Annotated in this window: 26 protein-coding genes; 15 read left to right on the top strand and 11 right to left on the bottom strand. The window is 57.0% G+C overall.

The features are described 5' to 3' along the window. Nucleotides 1-1,326: an aminodeoxychorismate synthase component 1 gene (pabB, locus tag ACMGGU_RS11860; protein WP_252077517.1), complete on the bottom strand. Its 1,326-nt coding sequence runs from the start codon at nt 1,324-1,326 to the stop codon at nt 1-3. 61 nt (nt 1,327-1,387) lie between these two features. Here pabB and ACMGGU_RS11855 point away from each other — a divergent pair, with 61 nt between their 5' ends. After that, the gene (locus tag ACMGGU_RS11855) at nt 1,388-1,576 is read left to right on the top strand and encodes a YoaH family protein (RefSeq protein WP_252076989.1); all 189 of its coding nucleotides are present in this window, start codon (nt 1,388-1,390) and stop codon (nt 1,574-1,576) included. A 6-nt stretch (nt 1,577-1,582) separates the two neighbouring features. Here ACMGGU_RS11855 and ACMGGU_RS11850 read toward each other — a convergent pair whose 3' ends face one another. Then, complete coding sequence (locus ACMGGU_RS11850; RefSeq protein ID WP_008500498.1) at nt 1,583-1,927, bottom strand: RidA family protein; 345 nt, start codon at nt 1,925-1,927, stop codon at nt 1,583-1,585. Nucleotides 1,928-2,060: 133 nt separating this feature from the next. Here ACMGGU_RS11850 and ACMGGU_RS11845 point away from each other — a divergent pair, with 133 nt between their 5' ends. From ACMGGU_RS11845 to rnd, 5 genes are all read left to right on the top strand, one after another. Then, nucleotides 2,061-3,971, top strand: coding sequence for an ATP-dependent DNA helicase (locus ACMGGU_RS11845; RefSeq protein ID WP_023325496.1), 1,911 nt, complete (start codon nt 2,061-2,063; stop codon nt 3,969-3,971). 66 nt (nt 3,972-4,037) lie between these two features. Beyond that, complete coding sequence (gene tsaB / locus ACMGGU_RS11840) at nt 4,038-4,733, top strand: tRNA (adenosine(37)-N6)-threonylcarbamoyltransferase complex dimerization subunit type 1 TsaB (protein ID WP_045908240.1); 696 nt, start codon at nt 4,038-4,040, stop codon at nt 4,731-4,733. A 37-nt stretch (nt 4,734-4,770) separates the two neighbouring features. Continuing rightward, the gene (locus tag ACMGGU_RS11835; RefSeq protein ID WP_028018678.1) at nt 4,771-5,352 is read left to right on the top strand and encodes a Slp family lipoprotein; all 582 of its coding nucleotides are present in this window, start codon (nt 4,771-4,773) and stop codon (nt 5,350-5,352) included. Nucleotides 5,353-5,555: 203 nt separating this feature from the next. Continuing rightward, nucleotides 5,556-7,241: a long-chain-fatty-acid--CoA ligase FadD gene (gene fadD / locus ACMGGU_RS11830; RefSeq protein ID WP_074180385.1), complete on the top strand. Its 1,686-nt coding sequence runs from the start codon at nt 5,556-5,558 to the stop codon at nt 7,239-7,241. Between the two features lie 71 nt (nt 7,242-7,312). Then, nucleotides 7,313-8,440, top strand: coding sequence for a ribonuclease D (gene rnd, locus ACMGGU_RS11825; RefSeq protein ID WP_090392675.1), 1,128 nt, complete (start codon nt 7,313-7,315; stop codon nt 8,438-8,440). A 72-nt stretch (nt 8,441-8,512) separates the two neighbouring features. Here the strand turns inward: rnd and minE are convergent, their stop codons facing one another. Genes minE through minC form a run of 3 tightly spaced genes read right to left on the bottom strand, consistent with a single transcriptional unit; the run spans nt 8,513 to nt 10,329 of the window. Next, complete coding sequence (minE, locus tag ACMGGU_RS11820; protein WP_008500504.1) at nt 8,513-8,782, bottom strand: cell division topological specificity factor MinE; 270 nt, start codon at nt 8,780-8,782, stop codon at nt 8,513-8,515. 3 nt (nt 8,783-8,785) lie between these two features. Then, the gene (gene minD, locus ACMGGU_RS11815; protein ID WP_008500505.1) at nt 8,786-9,598 is read right to left on the bottom strand and encodes a septum site-determining protein MinD; all 813 of its coding nucleotides are present in this window, start codon (nt 9,596-9,598) and stop codon (nt 8,786-8,788) included. 23 nt (nt 9,599-9,621) lie between these two features. Continuing rightward, on the bottom strand, nt 9,622-10,329 hold the full coding sequence (gene minC / locus ACMGGU_RS11810; protein ID WP_045908243.1) for a septum site-determining protein MinC: 708 nt from the start codon (nt 10,327-10,329) through the stop codon (nt 9,622-9,624). Between the two features lie 123 nt (nt 10,330-10,452). On the opposite strand from minC, the gene ACMGGU_RS11805 reads away from it, so the two are divergent. From ACMGGU_RS11805 to ACMGGU_RS11795, 3 genes are all read left to right on the top strand, one after another. Next, complete coding sequence (locus ACMGGU_RS11805) at nt 10,453-10,728, top strand: YcgL domain-containing protein (RefSeq protein ID WP_008500507.1); 276 nt, start codon at nt 10,453-10,455, stop codon at nt 10,726-10,728. A 47-nt stretch (nt 10,729-10,775) separates the two neighbouring features. Further along, complete coding sequence (locus ACMGGU_RS11800) at nt 10,776-11,435, top strand: fumarylacetoacetate hydrolase family protein (protein WP_024909871.1); 660 nt, start codon at nt 10,776-10,778, stop codon at nt 11,433-11,435. 93 nt (nt 11,436-11,528) lie between these two features. Beyond that, a complete protein-coding gene (locus ACMGGU_RS11795; RefSeq protein ID WP_045908282.1) occupies nt 11,529-11,969 on the top strand; it encodes a YcgN family cysteine cluster protein in 441 nt (146 codons plus the stop codon). A gap of 105 nt (nt 11,970-12,074) precedes the next feature. On the opposite strand, the gene dsbB is transcribed toward ACMGGU_RS11795, so the two are convergent. Both dsbB and nhaB read right to left on the bottom strand, forming a co-directional pair. Then, nucleotides 12,075-12,605, bottom strand: coding sequence for a disulfide bond formation protein DsbB (dsbB, locus tag ACMGGU_RS11790; protein ID WP_045908244.1), 531 nt, complete (start codon nt 12,603-12,605; stop codon nt 12,075-12,077). 143 nt (nt 12,606-12,748) lie between these two features. Further along, nucleotides 12,749-14,287 carry a Na(+)/H(+) antiporter NhaB gene (gene nhaB, locus ACMGGU_RS11785; protein ID WP_420300580.1) on the bottom strand — a complete coding sequence of 513 codons (1,539 nt, stop codon included), beginning with the start codon at nt 14,285-14,287 and terminating at the stop codon, nt 12,749-12,751. A 201-nt stretch (nt 14,288-14,488) separates the two neighbouring features. Between nhaB and fadR the strand changes: the two genes are divergently transcribed. Beyond that, nucleotides 14,489-15,208: a fatty acid metabolism transcriptional regulator FadR gene (gene fadR / locus ACMGGU_RS11780; protein WP_008500512.1), complete on the top strand. Its 720-nt coding sequence runs from the start codon at nt 14,489-14,491 to the stop codon at nt 15,206-15,208. Nucleotides 15,209-15,324: 116 nt separating this feature from the next. On the opposite strand, the gene ACMGGU_RS11775 is transcribed toward fadR, so the two are convergent. Then, entirely contained in the window at nt 15,325-16,857 is a 1,533-nt protein-coding gene (locus ACMGGU_RS11775; protein WP_023293929.1) for a SpoVR family protein, read from the bottom strand. Between the two features lie 321 nt (nt 16,858-17,178). On the opposite strand from ACMGGU_RS11775, the gene ACMGGU_RS11770 reads away from it, so the two are divergent. Then, entirely contained in the window at nt 17,179-18,477 is a 1,299-nt protein-coding gene (locus tag ACMGGU_RS11770; RefSeq protein ID WP_045908248.1) for a D-amino acid dehydrogenase, read from the top strand. A gap of 9 nt (nt 18,478-18,486) precedes the next feature. After that, entirely contained in the window at nt 18,487-19,557 is a 1,071-nt protein-coding gene (gene dadX, locus ACMGGU_RS11765; protein WP_008500515.1) for a catabolic alanine racemase DadX, read from the top strand. Between the two features lie 97 nt (nt 19,558-19,654). Here the strand turns inward: dadX and ACMGGU_RS11760 are convergent, their stop codons facing one another. Both ACMGGU_RS11760 and ldcA read right to left on the bottom strand, forming a co-directional pair. Continuing rightward, nucleotides 19,655-21,388, bottom strand: coding sequence for a potassium/proton antiporter (locus tag ACMGGU_RS11760; RefSeq protein WP_045908249.1), 1,734 nt, complete (start codon nt 21,386-21,388; stop codon nt 19,655-19,657). Between the two features lie 97 nt (nt 21,389-21,485). Next, a complete protein-coding gene (ldcA, locus tag ACMGGU_RS11755; protein WP_420300579.1) occupies nt 21,486-22,400 on the bottom strand; it encodes a muramoyltetrapeptide carboxypeptidase in 915 nt (304 codons plus the stop codon). A gap of 106 nt (nt 22,401-22,506) precedes the next feature. On the opposite strand from ldcA, the gene emtA reads away from it, so the two are divergent. Continuing rightward, on the top strand, nt 22,507-23,118 hold the full coding sequence (gene emtA, locus ACMGGU_RS11750) for a membrane-bound lytic murein transglycosylase EmtA (protein WP_420300578.1): 612 nt from the start codon (nt 22,507-22,509) through the stop codon (nt 23,116-23,118). 38 nt (nt 23,119-23,156) lie between these two features. On the opposite strand, the gene ycgR is transcribed toward emtA, so the two are convergent. Beyond that, nucleotides 23,157-23,888: a flagellar brake protein YcgR gene (ycgR, locus tag ACMGGU_RS11745; protein ID WP_048029456.1), complete on the bottom strand. Its 732-nt coding sequence runs from the start codon at nt 23,886-23,888 to the stop codon at nt 23,157-23,159. A 208-nt stretch (nt 23,889-24,096) separates the two neighbouring features. Between ycgR and ACMGGU_RS11740 the strand changes: the two genes are divergently transcribed. Beyond that, nucleotides 24,097-24,351, top strand: a complete 255-nt coding sequence (locus ACMGGU_RS11740) for a GlsB/YeaQ/YmgE family stress response membrane protein (protein WP_008502662.1) — start codon at nt 24,097-24,099, stop codon at nt 24,349-24,351. Nucleotides 24,352-24,463: 112 nt separating this feature from the next. Next, entirely contained in the window at nt 24,464-26,566 is a 2,103-nt protein-coding gene (locus tag ACMGGU_RS11735) for a TonB-dependent siderophore receptor (protein WP_420300577.1), read from the top strand. Nucleotides 26,567-26,589 lie beyond the last annotated feature (23 nt).

Genomic DNA, 26,589 nt, shown 5'->3' with positions numbered 1-26,589 from the left:
TTACTCCAGTTGTTTCAGGATACGGTTAACTTTATCAAAGGTTTCCTGATATTCCGCATCGACCTGGCTGTCGGCAACAATGCCGCCCCCGGCCGAACAGTAAAGGTTTCCGTTGCAGGCGGTCAGCGTACGGATGGTAATGCTGGTATCCAGCGTGCCGCACAGGCTGATATAGCCGATGCTACCGCACCAGGCATTACGGCGGTGGGGCTCCAGCTCATCAATGATCTCCATTGCCCGCACCTTCGGCGCGCCGGTGATGGAGCCGCCCGGGAACGCGGCGCGCAGCAGGTCGCAGGCCGTGCGCGAGTCAGGCAGCCGCGCGGTAATGGTGCTGACCAGATGATGCACCGCCGGGAAAGGCTCAACGACAAACAGTTCCGGCACGCGGACGCTGCCCGGCACGGCCACCCGGCCAATGTCGTTACGCATCAGATCGACAATCATCAGGTTTTCGGCGCGGTCTTTTGGCGAGGCGGCCAGTTTTTCCGCCTGCTGGCGATCGGCATCAGGATCGGCAAGGCGTGGAAGCGTGCCCTTAATCGGGCGGGTTTGGATCGTGCCCTCGGCCAGATGAATAAAGCGCTCGGGCGACAGGCTGAGGATCGCCCCCTGTTCCAGACGCACAAAGGCGCTGAACGGCGCCTTATTGCTGGCATTAAGGCGGGTAAACGCCTGCCACTCATCTCCCCGATAGGTCGCCTCGAAGCGCTGGGCGAGGTTAACCTGATAGCAGTCGCCGCTTTGCAGATACGCCTGAACGCGCGCGAATTTTTCGGCATATTCCGCGGCGCTCATGTTCGAGCGCCAGCCGGAGGTCAGCGTGAACGTCTCTGCGGGTGCAGCCTGTTGCGCCTCAAGCCAGGCCAGACGCGCCTGCACGTCACGATGGCTCAGCAGGGAAACCGTTTTTTTCTGGTGATCGACAATTAACGCCCAGTCATACAGCCCCACGGCCATGTCGGGCAGGGGGATATCAGCCTGCGCATGCTCGGGCAGCGTTTCGAAACGGCGACCCAAATCGTAGCCAAACAGGCCCAGCGCGCCCCCCTGAAAAGGAAGATCCGGGTTGGGGGTGGCAGATAAGCCCAGCGCGTTAATGTCGTGCTGAAGCTGCGCCAGCGGATCGTCCGTTAACGACAGAACATCGGTTGTCAGCGTCTTCAGCGGATCGGCGACCAGAATATCAAAGCGGCTATAGGGATGGTCCGCATGGCCGGAGTGCAGCAGCATCGCAAACGGAAGATGGCTCAGGCGGGCAAACCAGTATTCAGCGGCGTCTGTCCGCCAGGGCAGGGTAATAACAGTGGGGAAGCGCATGTTCATGTGTGGCATACTACCGGGCAGCGTGAAATAATTAGCGCGAATAATTTAGCAGGAGTTGACGATGTTTGCAGGTTTACCTTCTCTGAGCCATGAACAGCAGCAGAAAGCGGTTGAGCGAATTCAGGAACTGATGTCCCGGGGGATGAGCAGCGGACAGGCGATTTCCCAGGTGGCGGAAGAACTGCGCGCCACGCATACCGGCGAGCGGATCGTGGCGCGTTTCGAGGATGAAGATGAAGATGAAGAGTGATCGGGCTTAAACCGCCGCGATAATCTTAATCTCTACCTTGTATTCCGGCTTCATCAGCGTGGCCTGTACGGTGCAACGTACAGGCGCGTGACCCGCCACCACCCACGCGTCCCAGGCTTTGTTCATTGCCGCGAAGTCATCTTTGTTTGCCAGGAAAATCGTCGCATCCAGAATGCGGGATTTGTCGCTGCCCTGTTTTTCCAGCACCGCGTCAATCTGCGCCAGGGTATTGGCCGTCTGCTCGAACGCATCCGCGTCCAGGTTAGCCGGGACGCCGGTGTAGTAGAGCGTCTGGTTATGGATCACCACATCAGACCAGCGGGCTTCGGCATCAATGCGCACAATTGTCATAAACGTTTCCTCGTTATTTTTCGTCGTCAGGCGGCAAGACTGCCATATTGTTCATCTGTCGTCACTATTTGGGGTGGCACATGAGAGGATGGGCTGACATAATCCCTGTGCAAAAATACAGTGAGAGAGCACCGTGGCAGACGATTTTTCCCCTGAAGGTCAATTAGCGCAGGCTATCCCCGGCTTCAAACCCCGTGAGCCTCAGCGACAGATGGCGCACGCCGTTGCACGCGCCATCGATAAGGCTCAGCCGCTGGTGGTCGAAGCCGGTACCGGCACGGGTAAAACCTATGCTTACCTTGCGCCGGCGCTGCGGGCGAAAAAGAAGGTGATTATTTCCACCGGTTCGAAGGCGCTGCAGGATCAGCTCTACAGCCGTGATTTGCCCACCGTGGCAAAGGCACTGAAATATAAAGGCCGTCTGGCCCTGCTGAAGGGGCGCTCCAACTATCTTTGCCTGGAACGCCTTGAGCAGCAGGCGCTGGCGGGCGGCGACCTGCCGGTGCAAACCCTGAGCGACGTCATTATCCTTCGCGCCTGGGCGAACCAGACCGAAGAGGGCGATATCAGCACCTGCGCGAGCGTGCCGGAAGACTCTCCCGCCTGGCCGCTGGTGACCAGCACCAACGACAACTGCCTCGGCAGCGACTGCCCGCTGTATAAAGACTGCTTCGTGGTGAAAGCGCGCAAAACGGCGATGGATGCGGATGTGGTGGTGGTGAACCACCATCTGTTCCTTGCGGATATGGTGGTTAAGGACAGCGGCTTTGGTGAGCTGATCCCGGAAGCGGACGTGATGATCTTCGACGAAGCCCACCAGCTGCCGGACATCGCCAGCCAGTACTTTGGTCAGTCGCTCTCCAGCCGTCAGCTGCAGGATCTGGCGAAAGATTTCACCATTGCTTACCGGACCGAACTCAAAGATACCCAGCAGCTGCAGAAGTGCGCCGACCGTCTGGCGCAGAGCGCGCAGGATTTCCGTTTACAGCTCGGCGAGCCGGGCTATCGTGGTAACCTGCGCGAGCTGCTGGCGGACAAAAACATCCAGCGCGCGCTGCTGCTGCTCGATGATGCGCTTGAGCTCTGCTACGACGTGGCAAAACTGTCACTCGGCCGCTCCGCGCTGCTGGATGCGGCCTTCGAGCGCGCCACGCTCTATCGCGGGCGGCTCAAACGGCTGAAAGAGATTAACCAGCCGGGTTACAGCTACTGGTACGAGTGCACTTCGCGCCACTTTACCCTGGCGCTGACGCCGCTGACGGTGGCGGATAAATTTAAAGAGGTGATGGCGCAGAAGCCGGGCAGCTGGATCTTTACGTCGGCAACCCTGTCGGTGAATGACGATCTGCACCACTTCACCGAGCGCCTCGGCATTGAGCAGGCGGAATCGCTGCTTCTGCCCAGCCCGTTCGATTACGAAAAGCAGGCGCTGCTCTGCGTGCCGCGCAATCTGCCGCTTCCCAACCAGCCGGGTGCGGCCCGTCTGCTGGCGGCGATGCTGAAGCCAATGATCGAGGCCAATAACGGCCGCTGCTTTATGCTCTGCACCTCCCACGCCATGATGCGCGACCTCGCCGAGCAGTTTCGCGCTACGATGACGTTGCCGGTGCTGTTGCAGGGCGAAACCAGCAAAGGCCAGCTTCTGCAGCAGTTCGTGAGTGCCGGTAATGCCCTGCTGGTCGCAACCAGCAGCTTCTGGGAGGGGGTGGACGTGCGCGGCGACACGCTTTCGCTGGTGATCATTGATAAGCTACCGTTTACCTCCCCGGACGATCCGCTGCTGAAGGCGCGGATGGAAGACTGTCGTCTGCGCGGCGGCGATCCGTTTGACGAGGTTCAACTGCCGGATGCGGTCATTACGCTTAAGCAAGGGGTAGGGCGCCTAATCCGTGACGTCACAGACCGCGGCGTGCTGGTCATCTGCGATAACCGGTTGGTGATGCGTCCTTACGGTGCGACTTTCCTTGCAAGCCTGCCGCCCGCGCCGCGGACGCGGGACATAAAACGCGCGGTGCGTTTCCTGGCAAACCCAACGGCGGAGTAATTTACCCCGGAGTGTGCTAAGATGCGCGCCATTTTGTGACTGACCCTTGCGAGAGCGCGACGACCGATGCGAATTCTGGCTATTGATACCGCGACAGAGGCTTGCTCTGTTGCCCTGTTGAACGACGGTGCTGTTTCTGCCCATTTCGAAGAGTGCCCACGGGAACACACCCAACGCATTCTGCCCCTGGTAAAAGCCATTTTAACCCAGGGAAACACCTCCTTAACCGACCTCGACGCGCTGGCCTTTGGCCGCGGCCCCGGCAGCTTTACGGGCGTACGTATCGGGATTGGCATTGCGCAGGGGCTGGCGCTGGGCGCCGAACTGCCGATGATCGGTGTCTCTACCCTCGCCACCATGGCGCAGGGCGCATGGCGCACGACCGGGGCAACGCGCGTCCTGGCAGCGATTGATGCCCGCATGGGCGAAGTCTACTGGGCCGAATACACCCGTGACGAGCAGGGCGTGTGGCACGGTGAAGAGACGGAGGCCGTGCTTAAGCCAGAAGCGGTGACAGAACGACTGAAACAGCTGTCCGGCGAGTGGGCGACCGTCGGCACGGGCTGGCCAGCGTGGCCTGAGATGGCGAACGACACCGGGTTGACGCTGGTGGACGGCAACATGCTTTTGCCGGCTGCGGAAGATATGCTTCCGATTGCCAGCCAGTTGCTCGCAGCAGGCAAAACCGTGGCTGTTGAACAGGCGGAACCGGTTTATTTGCGAAACACCGTCGCGTGGAAGAAACTTCCGGGCCGCGAGTGAATCTCAGTAACAGGAACTGAGAAAAAGGAGTCGCATCATGGCGGTTCAGACTAAAGTAGTACGCCTTATTATGGCAGGCGCGGTTGCCATAGCACTGAGCGGATGCGTTTCCGTTCCTGATGCGATTAAGGGCAGCAGCCCGACGCCACAGCAGGATCTGGTTCGGGTGATGAATGCGCCTGAGCTGTACGTGGGCCAGGAAGCGCGCTTTGGCGGTAAGGTGATTGACGTACAAAACCAGCAGGGGAAAACCCGCCTGGAGATCGCCACCGTTCCGCTGGACAGCGGCGCGCGGCCTGTACTGGGCGAGGCCTCCCGGGGACGTATCTATGCTGACGTCAGCGGGTTCCTCGATCCGGTCGATTTTCGCGGACAGCTGGTGACCGTCGTCGGGCCGATTACCGGCGCCGTGCAGGGCAAAATCGGCAACACGCCGTATAAATTTATGACCATGCAGGTCAACGGATACAAGCGCTGGCGGCTGGCCCAGCAGGTGATCATGCCGCCGCAGCCGATCGATCCGTGGATGTGGGGTCCGCATCCTTATCGCTATGGCTACCCGGGCTGGGGCTGGTATAACCCGGGACCTGCACAGGTACAGACGATCGTTACTGAGTAACTTACTGTTATTGTTAGAAAAGAGACAGCGGCTCAGCCGCTGTCTCTGTTTTTTTACGGATAAAACGAAAAAAAAGAGTGACGCGCTTCGCAACCTTAAATCTGAACAATTAATAAACTGGTACGCTGAGTTAATATAATGTTAACAAACTGTTTATTATCGGGGTTGTGATGACGACGAACACTCATTTCAGAGGTGATGCATTGAAGAAGGTTTGGCTTAACCGTTATCCCGCAGATGTTCCTGCTGAGATCAATCCTGACCGTTATCAATCCCTGGTGGAATTATTTGAACACTCGGTAAGGCGCTACGCGGATCAGCCCGCATTTGTGAATATGGGCGAGGTGATGACGTTCCGTAAGCTGGAGGAGCGCAGCCGGGCGTTTGCGGCGTATCTGCAGGAAGGGCTGGGGCTGCAAAAAGGGGATCGCGTCGCGCTGATGATGCCGAACCTGCTGCAATATCCGGTGGCGCTGTTCGGTATCCTGCGTGCCGGGATGATCGTCGTCAACGTCAACCCGCTGTATACCCCGCGCGAGCTGGAGCATCAGCTGAACGACAGCGGCGCGGTTGCGATTGTCATTGTGTCCAACTTTGCCCATACGCTGGAAAAAGTTGTCGACAAAACCCAGGTGAAACACGTCATCCTGACGCGCATGGGGGATCAGCTCTCTACCGCCAAAGGCACGCTGGTTAACTTTGTCGTCAAATACGTCAAACGTCTGGTGCCAAAATACCATCTGCCGGACGCTATCTCCTTCCGCCGCGCGCTGCATGCGGGCTATCGGATGCAGTACGTCAAGCCGGAAGTGGTCTCAGAAGATCTCGCCTTCCTGCAGTATACCGGTGGCACCACCGGCGTGGCGAAAGGCGCAATGCTGACTCACCGCAACATGCTGGCGAACCTTGAGCAGGTCAACGCAACCTACGGGCCGCTGCTGCATCCCGGCAAAGAGCTGGTCATCACGGCGCTGCCGCTGTACCACATTTTCGCACTGACCATGAACTGCCTGCTGTTTATTGAGCTGGGCGGTCAAAACGTGCTGATTACCAACCCGCGTGATATCCCGGGGCTGGTGAAAGAGCTGGCAAAATACCCGTTCACCGCCATGACCGGGGTAAATACCTTGTTTAACGCGCTGCTTAATAACAAAGAGTTCCAGCAGCTGGACTTCTCCACGCTGCACCTCTCTGCGGGCGGCGGTATGCCGGTTCAGCAGGCGGTGGCCGAGCGCTGGGTGAAGCTCACCGGTCAGTATCTGCTGGAGGGCTATGGCCTGACGGAATGCGCGCCGCTGGTCAGCGTTAACCCGCATGACATCGACTACCACAGCGGAAGCATTGGTCTGCCCGTTCCTTCCACTGAAGCGAAACTGGTCGATGATAACGATAATGAAGTTGCGCCGGGTGAGCCGGGTGAGCTGTGCGTCAAAGGTCCACAGGTGATGCTGGGCTACTGGCAGCGTCCCGACGCGACTGACGAAATCATCAAAGATGGCTGGCTGCATACCGGTGACATTGCAGTGATGGATGACGAGGGTTTCCTGCGCATTGTCGATCGCAAGAAAGATATGATCCTGGTCTCCGGCTTCAACGTCTATCCGAATGAGATCGAAGACGTGGTCATGCAGCACAGCGGCGTACTCGAAGTGGCAGCGGTCGGCGTGCCTTCCGGCAGCAGCGGTGAAGCGGTGAAGATATTTGTGGTCAAGAAAGATCCTTCTCTCACCGAGGAAGCGCTGGTAACGTTTTGTCGTCGTCAGCTGACGGGCTATAAAGTGCCGAAGCTGGTGGAATTCCGCGATGAGCTGCCGAAATCCAACGTCGGGAAGATATTACGACGAGAATTACGTGACGAAGCCCGTGCCAAAGTAGACAATAAGGCCTGAGCTACACGTTAATCGCCCAGACGCCGGTTAAGCCGGCGTTTTTTATGGGCGCAAACAAAAGAGAATCCGATTTGAATTACCAGATGATCACGACCAACGACGAGCTGGCTTCGCTGTGCGAAGTGACGCGCGACTTTCCTGCCATTGCCCTGGATACCGAGTTTGTCCGTACCCGGACGTACTATCCGCAGCTGGGGTTGATTCAGATGTACGACGGTAAAAACGTGTCGCTGATCGACCCTCTCGGCATTACCGACTGGACGCCGATGCGCGACCTGCTGCTCGATACCGCCGTCACGAAATACCTGCATGCAGGCAGTGAAGATCTGGAAGTCTTTCTGAATACCTTTGGCATCATGCCTCAGCCGCTGATTGATACGCAGATCCTCGCGGCGTTCAGCGGTCGCCCGCTCTCATGGGGCTTTGCCGCCATGGTGGAGGAGTATACGGGCCTGACCCTGGATAAAAGCGAATCCCGTACCGACTGGCTGGCGCGTCCGCTTACCGCCCGCCAGCTGGAGTATGCCGCGGCTGATGTGTTTTACCTGTTGCCGATCGCCGGACAGCTGATGAAAGAGGCGGAAGCCTCCGGATGGCTCCCGGCTGCGCTGGATGAGTGCCGTATGACCCAGCAGCGTCGTCAGGAAGTGGTGGATCCGAAAGACGCCTGGCGCGACATCAGCAACGCCTGGCAGCTGCGCACGCGTCAGCTGGCATGCCTGCAGCTGCTGGCAGACTGGCGCTTGCGTAAAGCGCGCGAGCGCGATCTGGCCGTTAACTTTGTCGTCCGCGAAGAGCATCTCTGGGCGGTGGCGCGCTATATGCCGGGCAGCCTCGGCGAGCTGGACAGCATTGGGCTTTCGGGCAGTGAGATCCGTTTCCACGGCAAAACCCTGCTGGCGCTGGTCGCAAAAGCGCAGGAATTACCCGACGACGCGCTGCCGGAACCGCTGCTGAACCTGATGGACATGCCGGGCTATCGCAAAGCGTTTAAAGATATCAAAGCACTGGTGCAGACGGTGGCAACGGAAAGCAAGCTGAGCGCGGAGCTGCTTGCCTCACGCCGTCAGATTAACCAGCTGCTGAACTGGCACTGGAAGCTGAAGCCGCAGAATGGCGTACCGGAAATGGTTGCGGGATGGCGCGGGGAATTGATGGCCGATCGCCTGAATACGTTGCTGGAAGGTTATCCGCGATAAAAAATATGCCGGGTGATAACCCGGCATATTCCCCGGTGGCGCTGCGCTTACCGGGGCTACGAAATCATAAATCTACGGACGCGACTCTTCCGCTTCCGGGAGCGTCACGTTCAGCTCCAGAATCGAAATATCCCCGTCTTTTTGTTCCAGCTGCACCGTCACCATCTCCGGGTCAATCTGCACGTACTTACAGATCACTTCCAGGATGTCCTTACGCAGCTGCGGCAGGTAGTGAGGCTCGGCGTCGCTACGACGACGCTCCGCAACGATAATTTGCAGACGTTCTTTTGCGATGTTGGCGGTGTTCTTTTTCCGCGAGAGAAAAAAGTCCAGTAATGCCATAACTTATCCTCCGAACAGGCGTTTGAGGAAACCTTTCTTCTCTTCTTCAATGAAGCGGAAAGGACGTTCTTCTCCCAGCAGACGGTCAACGGTATCGGCGTAAGCTTTACCTGCATCTGCCATTGTATCCAGGATCACTGGCTCGCCCTGGTTAGAGGCGCGTAACACGGACTGATCTTCCGGGATAACGCCCACCAGCTTAATGCGCAGGATCTCCAGCACGTCTTCCATGCTCAGCATGTCACCTTTGTTCACGCGGCCCGGGTTGTAGCGGGTGAGCAGCAGGTGTTCTTTAATCGGGTCTTCGCCATTTTCCGCACGACGGGATTTAGAGGCGAGGATCCCGAGAATGCGGTCTGAGTCACGCACGGATGAAACTTCAGGGTTGGTGGTGATGATCGCTTCATCAGCGAAGTAGAGCGCCATCAGAGCACCGGTTTCGATGCCGGCAGGGGAGTCACAGACGATGAAGTCGAACTCCATTTTTTTCAGCTCGTCGAGCACCTTTTCTACCCCTTCACGGGTCAGGGCGTCTTTGTCACGCGTCTGAGAGGCCGGGAGAATGTAGAGGTTCTCGGTGCGCTTGTCTTTAATCAGCGCCTGGTTCAGCGTGGCATCGCCCTGAATGACGTTCACGAAGTCATACACGACGCGACGCTCACATCCCATGATGAGGTCGAGGTTACGCAGGCCGATATCGAAGTCGATAACGACGGTTTTCTTTCCCTTCTGGGCCAAACCAGTAGCGATGGCCGCGCTGGAGGTGGTCTTGCCAACGCCTCCTTTACCCGAAGTAACAACAATAATGCGTGCCATAGAAATTCCTTGTTAAAAAGGGATCAATTCAACGGTTGAACGGTCAACGCGTCGTCTGCCAGAAGCAGGCGAGCCGCTTTGCCATAAAATTCGGCTGGGATCTTGTCGCTCAGCCAATATTCACCTGCGATGGACACCAGTTCCGCTGTCAGGTGAGTACAAAATATTTGCGCGTCCCGATCGCCACTTGCACCCGCGAGCGCACGTCCACGCATCATACCGTATACGTGAATATTGCCATCTGCAATCAGCTCAGCGCCAGCGCTGACGTGGCTTGTAACAATCAGATCACAGTTTGGTGCATAAATGCGCTGACCGGAACGAACCGGCACATCAATCATTCGCGTTTTTGTGATGGTTGTAACGTTTTGCGCCGCAGGAGGGGGCGTTTCGACGGCAACGGGTGCCGCACGGGGGGCTTTTTCTTTGCCTTCATTCAGAAGCGGCAGCCCCGCACGGTCGATTTCCGCTTTCAGTTCAGTATCTTTGCAGCCGCTGATGCCGACAATACGCAGTCCGGTAGAGGAGACGGCCTGCTGGAGAAGTTTCCAGTTAACCGGCGCCTCAAGACCGCTGACGTTGATCACAACAGGGGCGTGCTTCAGAAAGGCGGGAGCCTGGGCGATTTTGTCTTCTAACGCCTGACGAATAACCTCGGGTTTTGCATCATGCAAATGTACCACTGATAAGGTGAAGCTACTGCCTTTAAGCTCGATGGGCGTGTTTGACATCCTGGCCTTACTCAATTTGCTATTAACCGCAACCACTCGCTGCGATATTCCGAAGAGTATCAGGCATGTTATAGTCAGGAGTATATTGAGGCAAGCAACCACCCATTAATTCAGAGTAAAAACATGTTTTGTGTGATCTACAGAAGTACAACCCGTGACCAGACCTATCTTTATGTCGAAAAGAAAGACGATTTTTCACGCGTGCCTGAAGAATTAATGAAGAGCTTTGGCCGACCGCAGATGGCGATGCTGCTGCCGCTTGATGGTCGCAAGAAACTGGTGAATGCCGATCTGGAGAAAGTGAAAACGGCATTAGCCGAGCAGGGCTATTATTTACAGCTTCCGCCGCCACCGGAGAATTTATTAAAACAGCATCTTGAGGCGAACGGAAAAAAATAGTCTCAACTGTTTTTGAGCACAACACATCAACCGTTTAGGGGGCGACCATGTATCAACATCATAACTGGCAAGGTGCATTACTGGATTATCCCGTCAGCAAAGTGGTTTGCGTGGGCAGCAACTATGCAAAACATATTCAGGAGATGGGCAGTGCGACGCCAGAAGAGCCGGTTCTGTTTATTAAGCCTGAAACGGCGCTTTGCGATATCCGCCAGCCGCTGGCCCTGCCGCAGGGGCTCGGCTCGGTGCATCACGAGGTTGAACTCGCCGTACTGATTGGCGCGACGCTGCGTCAGGCTTCCGAAGAGCATGTTCAGAAAGCGATTGCCGGATACGGCGTGGCGCTGGATCTGACGCTACGCGACGTGCAGGGCAAAATGAAGAAAGCCGGACAGCCGTGGGAAAAAGCCAAAGGGTTTGATAATTCCTGCCCGATTTCGGCGTTTGTGCCGGTGAGCGAATTTACCGGCGATCCGCAGGATACCCCGCTCAGTCTGAAGGTTAACGGTGAAATCCGCCAGCAGGGCACCACGGCAGACATGATCCATAAGATTGTGCCGCTGATCGCCTACATGAGCCGCTTCTTTACCCTGAAACCGGGTGATGTGATCCTGACCGGCACGCCGGAAGGCGTTGGTCCGCTCGTGAGCGGTGATGAACTGGAGGTCGGTTTTAACGGCCTGTCGCTGAAAACCCGCGTGCTGTAACATCCTCTTGCCGCCTGAAAAGGGCGGCAAAACTTGCAACGACGTGCCAGACTCGTTATAAGGTGCGCTTTCTTTTGACGTGTGGACATCCTGATGAACGACATCCCTTTCTGGCAAAGCAAAACTCTCGACGACATGACTGATGCGGAATGGGAATCCTTATGCGACGGCTGCGGTCAGTGCTGCCTGCACAAGCTGATGGATGAAGACACGGATGAAATCTACTTCACCAACGTGGCCTGTAAGCAGCTCAACATTAAGACCTGCCAGTGCCGCAACTATGAGCGCCGCTTTGAGTTTGAGCCGGACTGCATCAAGTTAACCCGGGATAATCTGCCCACCTTCGAATGGCTGCCGCATACCTGCGCGTATCGCCTGCTGGCGGAAGGGAAAGACCTGCCGGCCTGGCATCCGCTGCTGACCGGTTCAAAAGCGGCGATGCACGGCGAGCGTATCTCCGTGCGTCACATTGCGGTGAAAGAGTCTGAGGTGCGTGACTGGGAAGACCACATCATGAACCACCCGACGCGCTGAGATTAAAAAACCCGCCGAGGCGGGTTTTTTATTATATCGGGTGGCGCTGTGCTTACCCGACCTACAAAACCGTAGGCCCGCGCAAGCGAAGCGCCGCCGGGCGAATTAGCGCCCAAATAGATCGCGTTTCTTCGGTTTGAACGGCTGAGCGATCAGCACCAGCAGCGCCACGACGAAGTAGGCGGCAAAAATGCCCACCAGCCACTGCGGCATCTCGAGGGTCAGGAATTCCCACTGGCGAACTGAGCAGTCACCGGATGCAACAAACACCTGCGGCAGCCATTTGTCCAGCGGCAGCCAGCTCGGGAAGCGGGCGGCAAAATCGCAGGTCATAAACGGTGACGGATGCAGCTGCATCATGGTGTGCTGCCAGGAGAGTTCAATGCCTTTCCAGGCGCTGTACAGCCAGATCGCGATAGCGGCGTAGCGAAGCGGCGATTTCGGCGCAATTGCGCCCACCAGGCCCGCACCCATAATGCCGAACAGGGCGCAGCGTTCGTAAATACAGAGTACGCAAGGTTTCAGTCCCATTACGTGCTGGAACCATAGCGCCACCATTTCCAGCGCAAAGGCGGTCAGGGCCATTAACAACCACGCTCCGCGACCGCGGGAGCACTGGTTTAAAAATCTCAACATAATCATTTCCCTGGAACATGCTTAGAAATCGCAGTGTAAACGAATTCGTTTTTCGCGCCACCTGTACCTGGCGAAATAAAACGTAATTGGATGTTTATCGTGCGAAAAGGCAAACGGGCAGCGAACTGCCCGAGTTGCAGTATTTACTGCGCCGCAAGTATACCCGCTTGTATCAACCATTGCGTACAGGGAATGAGGGTAATTTTGACGCAAAGCAATCCCACGATCGTGAGCACCAGCGTGTAGGGCAGCGCCATCCACACCATCCGGCCATAAGAAAGACGTATGAGAGGGGCGAGGGCGGAGGTCAGCAGGAACAGGAAGGCGGCCTGGCCGTTTGGCGTCGCCACCGACGGCAGGTTGGTGCCGGTATTGATCGCCACCGCCAGCAGCTCAAACTGTCCGGCGCTGATAACGCCTTGCTCCATGGCCGCTTTGGCCTCGTTGATGTAGACCGTCCCGACAAAGACGTTATCTGAGATCGACGAGAGCAGGCCGTTAAACAGGTAAAACAGCGACAGTTGAGCATCCGGCGACGCCTTTAAGACAAAGGCAATAATCGGCGCGAACAGATGCTGGTCGATAATCACCGCCACGACCGCAAAGAACACAGCCAGCAGGGCGGTAAACGGCAGGGCTTCGGTAAAGGCTTTGCCGATGGCATGCTCATCCGTTACGCCGGTAAAGGTGGTGGCGAGAATAATGACCGACAGGCCAATCAGCCCCACTTCAGCCAGATGGAGCGCCAGCGCGGCGATCAGCCAGACGCCGATGATCCCCTGTGCAATCAGGCGCAGCGTCTCCTGGCGCGTCCGCTGGCGTCGGCTCTGCAGATCAAATTTATGCAGCTCCTGGCGCACCGGCTCCGGAAGTTGTGCTCCGTACCCAAAGAGGCGAAACTTCTCCACCAGCAGACAGGTCGCCAGACCGCAGATCAGCACCGGCACGCTCACCGGCGCCATTCTCAGGAAGAAATCACCGAAGTGCCAGCCCGCCGCTTTGGCAATGATCAGGTTTTGCGGCTCGCCCACCATCGTCATCACGCCCCCCAGAGCGGTACCGACGCCGGCATGCATCATCAGGCTGCGCAGGAAGGCACGAAACTGCTCCAGTACCTCACGGTTATGCGCATCGACGTGGCTGTCATCCTGCAAATCCTCGCCCGGACGAGAGGAGGCCACGCGGTGATAAATACCGTAAAACCCCACCGCTACGCTTATCACCACCGCGACGACCGTCAGCGCGTCCAGGAAGGCCGACAGGAAGGCAGCCGCAAGGCAAAACGCCAGCGAGAGGAACATTTTCGACGGAATGCTGAGCAGCAGACGCGTGAAGATAAACAGCAGCAGCTGTTTCATAAAGTAGATGCCCGCCACCATAAACATCAGCAGCAGAAGCACTTCAAGATTGGTTGCCAGCTCGGCCTTGACGTGCTCAGCGCGGGTCATGCCGATGACGACGGCCTCAAACGCCAGCAGTCCGCCCGGCAGAAGGGGATAACATTTCAGCGCCATCGCCAGGGTGAAGATAAATTCCGCCACCAACAGCCACCCGGCCATAAACGGGTTCACGCTAAAGAGGAGGGGATTTACGACCAGGAACACCAGAAGTAAAAGTTTGTACCAGTCAGGAGACTGGCCTAAAAAATTGCGCCACAGCGCGCGCCCAAATGAAATTTCCACGACAGACGTCCTTCCCCGTCAAGTAAGACAAAACATCAGTATACGCAAAAATCGCGGGCCGGAGGCGGATAACGCTGCAGTGTAAATTTCACAAAAATGAAACGGCGATCCCTCTTTTCTCTCTTTGCCGCGCTACCTGCCACTGCGTGCCTCTGGTATGATGAGTCCAATTTGCTAAAGCTGTGTAATGGAAATCTCACTATGGTCATTAAGGCGCAGAGCCCGGCGGGTTTCGCGGAAGAGTACATCATTGAAAGCATCTGGAATAATCGTTTCCCTGCGGGGTCCATTCTTCCGGCTGAACGCGAACTCTCTGAACTGATTGGCGTCACTCGCACCACGCTGCGTGAAGTGCTTCAGCGATTGGCGCGCGATGGCTGGTTGACGATCCAGCACGGCAAGCCAACAAAAGTGAACAACTTCTGGGAAACCTCCGGGCTGAACATTCTTGAAACGCTGGCGCGTCTCGATCATGAAAGCGTGCCGCAGCTCATTGATAATCTGCTCTCCGTTCGCACCAACATCGCGACGATCTTCATTCGTACGGCTTTCCGTCAGCATCCGGAAGATGCGCTTGCGGTACTGGCCAGTGCCAACGAAGTGGAAGATCACGCCGACGCGTTTGCCACCCTCGATTACAACGTCTTCCGTGGGCTGGCGTTTGCCTCCGGCAACCCGGTGTACGGTCTGATCCTCAACGGCATGAAAGGGCTCTACACCCGCATTGGTCGCCACTACTTTGCCAATCCAGAAGCCCGCAGCCTGGCGCTGGGCTTCTACCATAAGCTGAGCAAGCTGTGCTCTGAAGGCCTGCACGATCAAGTTTATGAGACAGTGCGCCGCTACGGTCACGATTCTGGTGAAATCTGGCACCGCATGCAGAAAACGCTGCCGGGCGATTTGGCGATTCAGAGCCGCTGAAATAAAAAACCTCTCGTATGAGAGGTTTTTTTTCGTCGGGTGGCGGCTACGCCTTACCCGACCTACGGGTCTTGTAGGCCCGGTAAGCGTAGCGCCACCGGGCAAAAAAGGCTGCACTACAGCGTATTCAACCGCGCCGGGCAGCGTTCCAGCAGCTCGACGCTCCCGTCTTCATTCTGCTGCTCCAGTTGCACATCAAAGCCCCACAGGCGATGCACATGCTTCAGCACCTCTTTACGCCCTTTATCCAGCGGCGCGCGATTGTGCGGGATATAGCGCAGCGTCAGGGAGCGGTCACCGCGTAAATCCACGTTCCAGACCTGAATATTCGGTTCAAGGTTACTCAGGTTGTACTGGGAAGAGAGGCGAGAGCGGATCTCACGGTATCCCTCCTCGTTGTGGATTGCGGAGATCTCCAGATAGTTGTTGCGGTCATCGTCCAGCACGGTGAAGAAGCGGAAGTCACGCATGATCTTCGGCGACATAAACTGGCTGATGAAGCTCTCATCCTTAAAGTCGCGCATCGCAAAGTGCAGCGTTTCCAGCCAGTCAGACCCGGCGATATCTGGGAACCAGTACTTGTCTTCTTCCGTCGGCGACTGGCAGATACGCTTGATGTCCTGGAACATGGCAAAACCAAGCGCATACGGGTTAATGCCGCTGTACCACGGGCTGTTGTATGGCGGCTGGAACACCACGTTGGTATGGCTGTGGAGAAACTCCATCATGAACCGCTCGGTAACTTTCCCCTCGTCATACAGGTGGTTGAGGATGGTGTAGTGCCAGAATGTCGCCCAGCCTTCGTTCATCACCTGCGTCTGCTTTTGCGGATAGAAATACTGGCTCACCTTACGCACGATGCGCAGGATCTCACGCTGCCACGGCTCCAGCAGCGGGGCGTTCTTCTCCATAAAATAGAGCAGGTTTTCCTGCGGCTCGGACGGATAGCGACGCGCTTCGGCGATCGTTTTTTCCTCCTCACGCTTCGGCAGGGTGCGCCACAGCATGTTCACCTGGCTCTGGAGATACTCTTCGCGGCTTTTCTGCCGCGCTTTCTCCTCCTGCAGGGAGATTTTCTGCGGACGTTTATAGCGGTCTACGCCGTAGTTCATCAGCGCGTGGCAGGAGTCGAGCAGTTTTTCCACTTCGTCCACGCCGTAGCGCTCTTCGCAGTCGGTAATGTATTTACGGGCGAAGATCAGGTAATCGACGATGGAGCTGGCATCCGTCCAGCTGCGGAACAGATAGTTATTCTTGAAAAAGGAGTTATGCCCGTAGCAGGCGTGCGCCATCACCAGCGCCTGCATGGTAATGGTGTTCTCTTCCATTAAATAGGCGATACACGGATTGGAGTTGATGACGATTTCATACGCCAGACCCTGCTGGCCGTGCTTATACAGCCGCTCCGTTTCAATAAATTTCTTACCAAACGACCAGTGCGGATAGTTGATCGGCATCCCGACGCTGGAGTAGGCGTCCATCATCTGTTCGGACGTAATGACTTCAATCTGATGGGGGTAAGTATCCAGGCGATACAGTTTTGCGACCCGGTCGATCTCGGCGAGGTAAACATCCAGCAGCTCGAAGGTCCAGTCGGGTCCATCGCTCAGACGTGTGTTGTCCTTGTTCAGGGAATCAATAGTAGCCATTAGCGCGCCCTCGTTGTGGGTGCTCTCTCTGTCTGGAGAGCCTCCTTTCAAGCATAGATCAACGTGTTAAAAAGCGTGCTGAGGCTGAAATTTTTTCTTTGCGATTTCGCGTTTTTGATACGGCAAAAAACGGGCGTCCCTCAGCATATTATGCTGGTTAAAAATAACGCGCAGCAGGAGATCCCAAATTAGCACTATCCCCTGATGCTGGGGGATGTGTGAGGTAAGTCACCATAAAAAAGTCGTATGTTGAATAATATTTTCAACTAGGTTATCAATCTGTAATTAGAAGATTGTTCTTTTGCACATAATGGAGTGGCTATGCGTGTTGTCATACTGGGAAGTGGTGTCGTTGGGGTAACCAGCGCCTGGTATTTAAGTCAGGCGGGACATGACGTCACCGTTATCGATCGTGAGTCAGGCCCTGCGCTGGAAACCAGTGCGGCGAACGCCGGGCAAATCTCTCCCGGCTATGCGGCACCGTGGGCAGCGCCGGGCGTTCCGCTGAAGGCAATTAAATGGATGTTCCAGCGCCACGCGCCGCTGGCCATCAGCCTTGACGGCACGCAGTTCCAGCTGAAGTGGATGTGGCAGATGCTGCGCAACTGCGACACCCGCCACTACATGGAGAATAAAGGGCGCATGGTGCGCCTGGCGGAATACAGCCGCGACTGCCTGAAAGCGCTGCGCGCGTCGACGGGGATTGAGTACGAAGGCCGTCAGGGCGGAACGCTGCAGCTGTTCCGCACGGCGCAGCAGTACGAAAATGCCACCCGCGATATCGCCGTGCTGGAAGATGCCGGCGTACCGTACCAGCTGCTGGAAGCCAGCCAGCTTGGTCAGGTTGAACCGGCGCTGGCGGAAGTAGCGCATAAGCTGACGGGCGGCCTGCGCCTGCCGAATGACGAAACCGGCGACTGCCAGCTCTTTACGCAGCGTCTGGCGCAGATGTGCGAGCAGGCGGGGGTGAAGTTCCGCTTTAACACCGCTGTCGACAAGCTGCTGTCGGAAGGGGAAAAAATTTACGGCGTGAAGTGTGGCGAAGAGGTGATCAAAGCGGATGCTTACGTCATGGCGTTTGGCTCGTACTCCACCGCCATGCTGAAGGGCATTCTCGATATTCCGGTCTACCCGCTAAAAGGCTACTCGCTGACCATTCCGGTAAAAGAGGAGAGCGGCGCACCGGTTTCTACCATTCTGGATGAAACCTACAAAATCGCCATTACCCGCTTCGATAACCGCATCCGCGTAGGCGGCATGGCGGAGATCGTCGGCTTCAATACCGAGCTGCTGAAACCGCGTCGTGAAACGCTGGAGATGGTGGTAGGGGATCTCTTCCCGCGCGGTGGCTTTGTCGAGCAGGCGACGTTCTGGACCGGCCTGCGTCCAATGACGCCGGACGGTACGCCGATTGTGGGGCGCACGCCGTTCAAAAACCTGTGGACCAATACCGGACACGGCACGCTTGGCTGGACGATGGCCTGTGGCTCCGGCCAGCTGCTGAGCGACCTGATTTCCGGACGCACGCCAGCCATTCCGTTTGACGATTTAAGCGCCGCGCGCTATCAATCGGGGTTTACGCCGTCGCGTCCACAGCACCTGCACGGCGCGCATAACTAAGGAGTTGTCATGTCCCGTCCTGTTCTGGCTCAGCTGAACCTGCAGGCCCTGAAGGATAACCTGCAGATTGTTCGCCGGGCGGCACCTGGCGCACGCGTGTGGTCGGTCGTGAAAGCGAATGCCTACGGCCACGGCATTGACCGTATCTGGAGCGCGCTGAGCGCCACCGATGGCTTTGCGTTACTTAATCTGGAAGAGGCTATTCTGCTGCGCGAGCGCGGCTGGAAAGGGCCCATACTGCTGCTCGAGGGCTTCTTCCACGCCGACGATCTGCCGCTGCTGGATAAGTACCGGCTGACCACCAGCGTTCACAGCAACTGGCAGATCAAAGCGATTCAGGATGCGAAGCTCCACGCGCCGCTGGATATCTATCTCAAGGTGAACAGCGGCATGAACCGCCTGGGCTTCCAGCCTGAGCGGGTGCATACGGTCTGGCAGCAGCTGCGTGCGCTGAAGAACGTAGGTGAAATGACGCTGATGGCGCATTTTGCCGACGCGGAAAAACCGGACGGCATTGCCGATGCCATGGTCCGCATTGAGCAGGCGGCAGAAGGGCTGGACTGTCCGCGCTCGCTGTCCAACTCGGCGGCCACGCTCTGGCATCCCGAGGCGCACTACAACTGGGTGCGTCCGGGGATCGTTCTGTACGGCGCGTCGCCCTCGGGCCAGTGGCAGGATATCGCCAACAGCGGCCTGAAGCCGGTAATGACCCTGCGCAGCGAAATCATTGGTGTGCAAACCCTGAAGGCTGGCGACACGGTGGGCTACGGCAGCCGCTATCGGGCAAAGGGCGAGCAGCGGATTGGTATCGTGGCGGGCGGCTATGCCGATGGCTACCCGCGCATTGCGCCGACCGGCACGCCGGTGTGGGTCGATGGGGTTCGCACGGGAACGGTAGGCACCGTATCAATGGATATGCTGGCCGTTGACCTGACGCCCTGCCCGCAGGCGGGCATCGGTTCCCCGGTTGAGCTGTGGGGTAACGAAATCAAAATTGATGACGTTGCCGCAGCAGCAGGGACGGTAGGGTATGAACTGATGTGCGCGCTGGCACCAAGGGTGCCGGTTGTGACGGTGTAACAAATGTTTGTGTCGGGTGGCGGCTTCGCCTTACCCGACCTACAAAATCCTCGAGTGTAGGCCGGGTAAGCGTTAGCGCCACCCGGCAAAAAAACCGCTACTCCGCTTCCTCTTCCATCGGCCTCAAACCGACTTTCCTCACAGCGTTATCTTCTTTCTCTGCTACCGTCCAGATCATCCCGGCAAACTCGACCTGATCGCCCACGACCGGGGCAGCGCCAAGCCGCTGCTGGATGATTTCGCCCAGCGTTTGCTGGCTATCTCCGTCTTCAGCACCTTCATCCAGGCCGTAAATCAGCGCCACATCGGCAAACCTGGCGCTGGCTTCCAGAATGAAATCGCCGAAGAAACGCTGGTCCAGCGCCACCGGAGGCGACTGGCTGAACAGCTTGCCCAGTGCGGGCAGGTCGCGCTCGCGGCCAATCACGCAGAGAATGTCCCCTTCGCGCAGGCGGGTGCTGCCGGTAGGGTGCAGCAGAACATTGTCGCGGAACAGGGCGGCAATGCGCGTTTCGGCCGGCATGTGCAAATCGCGCAGCGAAGCCCCCACGCACCATTTGTCGGCGCTCAGCTGATAAACGAACTGTTCCCACGGGTTTTCCGGATGAATGTCGAGCCCCACGCGGGAAACCGGCCAGCCCACGGGAGGCACCACCACTTTGGCTTTTTTCGCCGCCCACCCGAGGGACGTTCCCTGGAACAGCAGCGAAATCAGCACCACGAAGAACGCCACGTTAAAGAACAGCCGGGCGTTATCCAGACCCGCCATCATCGGGAAGACGGCAAGGATAATCGGCACCGCGCCGCGCAGGCCCACCCAACTGATGAATATCCGCTCGCGCAGGTTGAAGCCGCGAAACGGCAGCAAACCTGCAAATACCGACAGCGGACGGGCGAAGAAGATCATCCACGCGGACAGCAGCAGCGCCGGAACCGCGATGGGCAGCAGGTCTGAGGGGGTGACCAGAAGCCCAAGCACCAGGAACATGCCGATCTGCGCCAGCCAGGCCAGACCGTCGAAGTTCTGCAAAATGGCATGCCGGTTGCGAATAGGGCGGTTGCCCATCAGGAACCCGCAGAGGTAGACGGCGAGAATGCCGCTGCCGTCCAGCGCCGTGGTAACGGCAAAAATGAGGATGCCGCCGCTCAGCGCCAGCAACGGGTAAAGACCCAACGGCAGCGATATGCGATTGATTGTCTGCTGAAGCAGATAGCCGCCCGCCAGGCCGATAACAATCCCCAGGCCAAATTGCTGCAGGATATGCCACGCAAATGTCCAGCTCAGCCCGCTTTCGTGCTGCTGAATCATCTCGATAAGCGTAATGGTGAGAAAAACCGCCATCGGGTCGTTACTGCCGGATTCAATCTCAAGCGTGGAGCCAACGCGTTCGTTGAGCCCTTTTCCACCAAGCAGAGAAAATACCGCTGCCGCATCGGTTGAGCCGACAATCGCGCCAATCAGCAAACCTTCCATGATATTGAGATGGAAGAGCCACGCGGCCATCATTCCGGTGAGGCCGGAGGTTATCAACACGCCAACCGTCGCGAGCGACAGCGCGGGCCCTAAGGCCACGCGGAAGGAGCTCGCCTGGGTGCGCATGCCGCCGTCCAGCAGGATCACCGCCAGCGCCAGGTTACTCACCATGTAGGCGAAAGGATAGTTATCGAATGGGATACCGCCAATGCCATCAATGCCGGCCAGCATGCCGATGGCGAGGAAAATAACAAGAATAGGTATGCCGAGACGCGATGAAAATGAACTTAATAAAATACTGCTGGTTACAAGGACCGAACCCAGAATGAAAAGGCTGATTATCGCTGCGGCATCCAATGTTCTCTTACTCCCACCTCAATGTTAACGCTGTTACTAAAACCCTAACATATTAACGACGGCAACAGCGTTTTATTAAGGGGGTATAACGGCTTTTTTATGCCTTTATGACAGGATGGCCGCTGATGGTCAGCCGGGAACCGGAATCATTATGGATCAGGGAGGCGTGCGCCCCCAGCGCCAGGGTCACGGTGCGCTGCTCATGGCCGAAATCCAGACCGGCGATCACCGGAATATCCAGCCGCGAGCGAATGAACTCAATCATGGTTTCCAGGGAGTAACCCGCGTCATAGTCATTCGGGGCAGAGCCGCTGAAGCTGCCCAGCACGATCGCGGACTGGCGCTCAAGAATACCGGCATGATAGAGCTGCAACAGCATGCGCTCGACGCGGAACGGATGTTCGTTGATATCTTCCAGCACCAGAATGCCGTCCTCGATGTGCGGCATCCACGGCGTGCCGATAAGCGAAACCAGCATCGCCAGGTTGCCGCCCCAGAGTTGGCCTTCACATTCCCAGTGCGGTCCAAAGCCCCGCCACTCCACGCTGTAGGTGGGATTGCGCAGCGCGCGCCAGAAGTGTTCCACGGTGAACGCATTCAGCTCCGGGGCGCCGAAATTACCGGCCAGCATCGGGCCGCTGAAGGTGATAACGTTATGCAGCGCCAGCAGCCCAAGCTGGATGACGCTGAAATCGCTGTGGCCGCATATCAGCAGGGGATCCTGCTGCTGGCGCTGCGCCAGGCCCTGCCAGTCAATGCTCTCCAGCAGCCTGCTCGCGCCATATCCGCCGCGCACCGCCAGCACTATGTTGTTTTCACCCTTCAGGTTAACCAGGCTGTTGATATCATTCAGCCGCTGCGCTTCGGTACCGGAAAAACGCTGTTGGCGGCGGGGGATAATCGTCTGATTTTCTACCCGGTGGCCCGACTCCAGCAAACGCTGAACGCCCCGCTGCGCCGCGTCCTGGTTAATGCAGTAGCCCGACGGCGCGATGAGATGAAACTGAGACATGGCAATTCCTTGCTGAATGAGAAACTAATTGTCTATATCATGCCGCTTATACGCCGCCTGCTTCAAGAGCGGCGCACCGCGATGACCGGCTATAAGGATAGATGACGTGAAATTGAGATGGTTTGCTTTTTTGATTGTGTTGCTCGCTGGCTGTAGTTCAAAACATGATTATCAAAACCCGCCCTGGAACCCGGAAGTGCCGGTGAAGCGCGCGATGCAGTGGATGCAGATCAGTGAACAAGCCGGGAAAGCCTGGGGCGTCAGTCCGCGTCTCATCACGGCGATCATTGCGGTGGAGTCCGGCGGTAATCCCACGCTTGTCAGCAAATCCAACGCGGTGGGGCTGATGCAGCTTAAAGCGTCAACGGCGGGGAAAGAAGTTTACCGCTATATGGGCTGGAGCGGTCAGCCGTCGACCAGCGAGCTGAAGAATCCGGAACGCAACATTTCAATGGGCACGGCCTATCTGAGCATCATGGAGCACGGCGTGCTGAAGGGCATTAAGGATCCGGAGGTGATGCAGTACGCGCTGGTTGTCTCTTACGTTAACGGTGCCGGCGCGTTGCTGAGAACCTTCTCCTCTGACCGCAAAGAGGCGATAGAAGAGATTAACGGCATGGACAAAGACGAATTCTTTGAGCATGTGGCGAAAAATCACCCGGCACCACAGGCGCCTCGTTATATCTGGAAAGTACAGAAAGCGATGGATGCCATGTAATGCCGCAGACGGGCGGCGGTCACGCTGCCCGATGTTCCTTACAGAACTTTATTTGCGCGTTCCCGCGCCTCGCGCTCCAGGGAGTAGATAATGCGCTGCAGTTCGCGCTCTGCGCCGGGCCCGACATTCAGGAAACGGAAGCTCAGACGCGGCGTCGTGATAGTTTCATTTTTGCTGTCCACGACGGTGCGGTCGCTGATGGCAATCAGCTGCGCATCGAAATAAAAGCGCCCCCAGCCCCCCATATCAAGTTCAATTTGCGTGAACCGCATGCCCTCTACCAGTCCGTCAGGCTTCGGCGTATCCATCAGCGCGCCCATGCCGCCCAGCGACAGATCGAAGAGACGGAAGCGGATCTCTTTTTTGTCCGGCATTTTGGCCTTGCAGAAGTAAGCGGGATGAAGCGGGGCGTTGATGCGGAAATATTCGCGACGCTGGACAAACCAGAGATTGCCAGGAAGGGGGGTCACAAAGGCCGGAAGCCCCTGATATTCGCTCAGTTCCAGTCGCGACAGGACAAACTCCACTTTGGCGCCCTGCGTTTCGGCCATCACGGCGATATTCTCCGCCTTCAGCGCCGCGCGGTTTTCATACTCCTGGCTGCCTAAATCAATCACCAGCCGCTCCTGCGAGGCGTCAAGGATCTTGCTGATGAACTGATTATTCGACCAGCTGATGCGCAGCGGCACTTCACCTTTTTGCAGGTCGCGTAATACCCCTAATACAGCCAGCGGATTTTGCTTGAGGAACTGCTCACTGTAATGACTCACGCCGGATGGCTCCTTGATAGATGACAGACTGTCTTAGCGTTATCGGCAATCTGCGATGAAACTTAATACAAACCGGTGAGTTTTTTTTGCCTGTTTAGACAAAGATAAGTCGGTGAGAAGAAAATGATTTTCCGGCGATGACCTATACTTATGTTAGCTGTGCAGAAGGTTTTCTGCGCATGCGTTAAACCTGCAAGAGGGCATCGCTATGGGTATCATCGCCTGGATTATCTTTGGTCTTATTGCTGGCGCTATCGCGAAATTGATCATGCCGGGAAACGATGGCGGCGGCTTTATTTTGACCTGTGTACTCGGGGTCGTTGGTGCGGTTGTGGGCGGCTGGCTGGCGACGATGTTTGGCTTCGGAGGCAACATAAGTGGTTTTGACCTGCACAGTTTTCTGGTCGCTGTCGTGGGCGCCATTGTGGTGCTGGGCATATTCAGGTTACTGCGACGAGCATAACATGACGTAAACGGCTCTCTGCGGAGGGCCGTTTTTTTGCCTGCGTATTGATTTGTTAATCTAAATGATAATAATTGTCGTTCCGTATCGCATCTAACAACAAGACGACATTATGACTCCTTCACGTTTTACGCTATGCGCCCTGGCAGGCGCCGTCTCGCTCGCACTGCATGTTCCGGCATTCGCCGAAGAATCCACTATCGTCGTCACCGGCGCAGAGCAGGGCAGCGCGCTGCCGGCCTGGACGAACAGCGCCACGAAATCGGCCGTTGCTGAAAGTAAAACGCCGCAGGTCATCACGACCGTTTCTGCACCGGAAATTGACAAGCGCCATGCGAATTCCGTGAATGAAATCCTGCGCTATGCGCCAGGGGTCTCAACCGAGGTGCGGGGGAATACCTCCTACATGAGCGAATATAAAATTCGTGGCTTTACCGTCGACCAGGAGTTCTACAACGGGCTACAGCTGCCCTATAACGTCACCGGCAATACCAAAGCCCGCATCGATCCGCTGTTGATTGACAGCGTTGATATCCTGAAAGGCCCCTCATCGGTTCTCTACGGCGGCGGCTCGCCGGGCGGGCTGGTGAATATCCAGAGTAAAAAGCCGCAGCGAGAAGCGCGAACTGAATTCGGATTTAACACCGGTAACCGCAACCTGAAAGAGGGCTATCTCGACTCAACCGGGCAGATCGCCGATAGCGACTGGAACTATCGCCTGCTGGGTAAAGCGACGGAAAATGACGATCAGCCGCACACCACCCGGTATGAAAACTACCTGGTTGCCCCGTCCGTCACCTGGCAACCCGACAGCAAAACCCGCCTGACTCTGGATGCGCTGGCGCAGAACTCCCCGAGCCTGACGCCGTCGAACCCGCTGCCGCTCGCCTACCTGCGCTCGAAATACGCGGGCAAGCGCGACTACGCCGGTGATGAGTGGAACGGATTTAAGCAGCGCCAGTGGATGCTGGGCTACAGCTTTGAACATGCGTTCGACAGCGGCTGGGGCTTTAACCAGAAGGCGCGCTATTTCGACGTCGATACGCATCAGCGCAGCGTCTATGCGACGGGCACGGGAAGCGAGGTCTATCAGCTCAACCGCTTTGCCTACACCACCGATGAAGATCTGCAGAGCTTTAACATCGATAACCAGGTGACGAAAACCGTGGCGCTGGGCGACTGGCAACACCATCTGCTGGCCGGGTTTGACTATCAGAAGCTGAATTCCCATTTCCACTACCGTTACGCGTCGGCCACGCCGGGCATGGATATGCGCAACCCTGACTATTCGCAGATCGGCGAAAGCGCGCTGGGCCTGTATACCGCCCAGAAAAACCGTCTGAGCTATCAGCAGAACGGCTACTACCTGCAGGATCAGGTGGAGTGGGGGGGCTTAAATCTGCTGGGCAGCCTGCGCTACGACGATTATCGCTCCGTGACCACCAATTATCTGCAAAACGGTGATAAGGACTGGGTCTCTCAGGATCGCGTCACCAAACGCCTGGGCGCGCTTTACGCTTTTGATAATGGTCTGTCACCGTTTATCAGCTATTCCGAAGGCTTTGCACCAGTGTCGCCGAAGGGAACGCTCGCGGCGAAAGACGTCAAACCGACCACCAGCAAGCAGGTGGAGGGCGGCGTGAAATATCTGCTGGCCGACTACGCCACCACCTTTACCGCCTCGGTGTTCAACATCCGTCAGAAAAATGTCGTCACCTCCGATCCGGGCTTCCTGAACTATCGTCAGACCGGGGAGGTGGAATCCAAAGGGGCTGAGCTGTCTGCCATCAGCCGCCCGACGGACAACCTGACGCTGATTGCGAACTATGCCTACACCCACGCGATCAATACGGAAGATGATAAGTACAAAGGGAAACGTCCAACGCAGGTGCCGGAGAATGCCTTCAATCTCTGGGGGGATTACACCTTTGAGAACACGCCGCTGAAAGGGTTGATGCTGGGGGCGGGGGCGCGCTATACCGGCCCGATGGAAATCTCACCCGCTAACGATGCGGGTAAGCTGGGCGGTACCACCCAGTACGATCTGGCGGCATCCTACCGGATGGGCGAAATCCTGCCTTCGCTGGCAGGGCTGACGCTTAAGGCCAATGCGCAGAACATCACCAACAAAGAGACGCTGACCTGCTACGATGCGACCAACTGCTGGATTGGGCGCGACAGAACGTATCAGTTAGGGGCGAGTTACAGTTTCTAAGCAAAGCCCTGTGAGTTTAAAAA

Source organism: Enterobacter sp. BNK-8, assembly GCF_048685095.1.
In the GTDB taxonomy this organism is placed as follows: Bacteria; Pseudomonadota; Gammaproteobacteria; order Enterobacterales; family Enterobacteriaceae; genus Enterobacter; species Enterobacter quasiroggenkampii.
The sequence above is the reverse complement of the archived record's forward strand: the minus strand, read 5'-3'. Positions and strand labels throughout refer to the sequence as shown.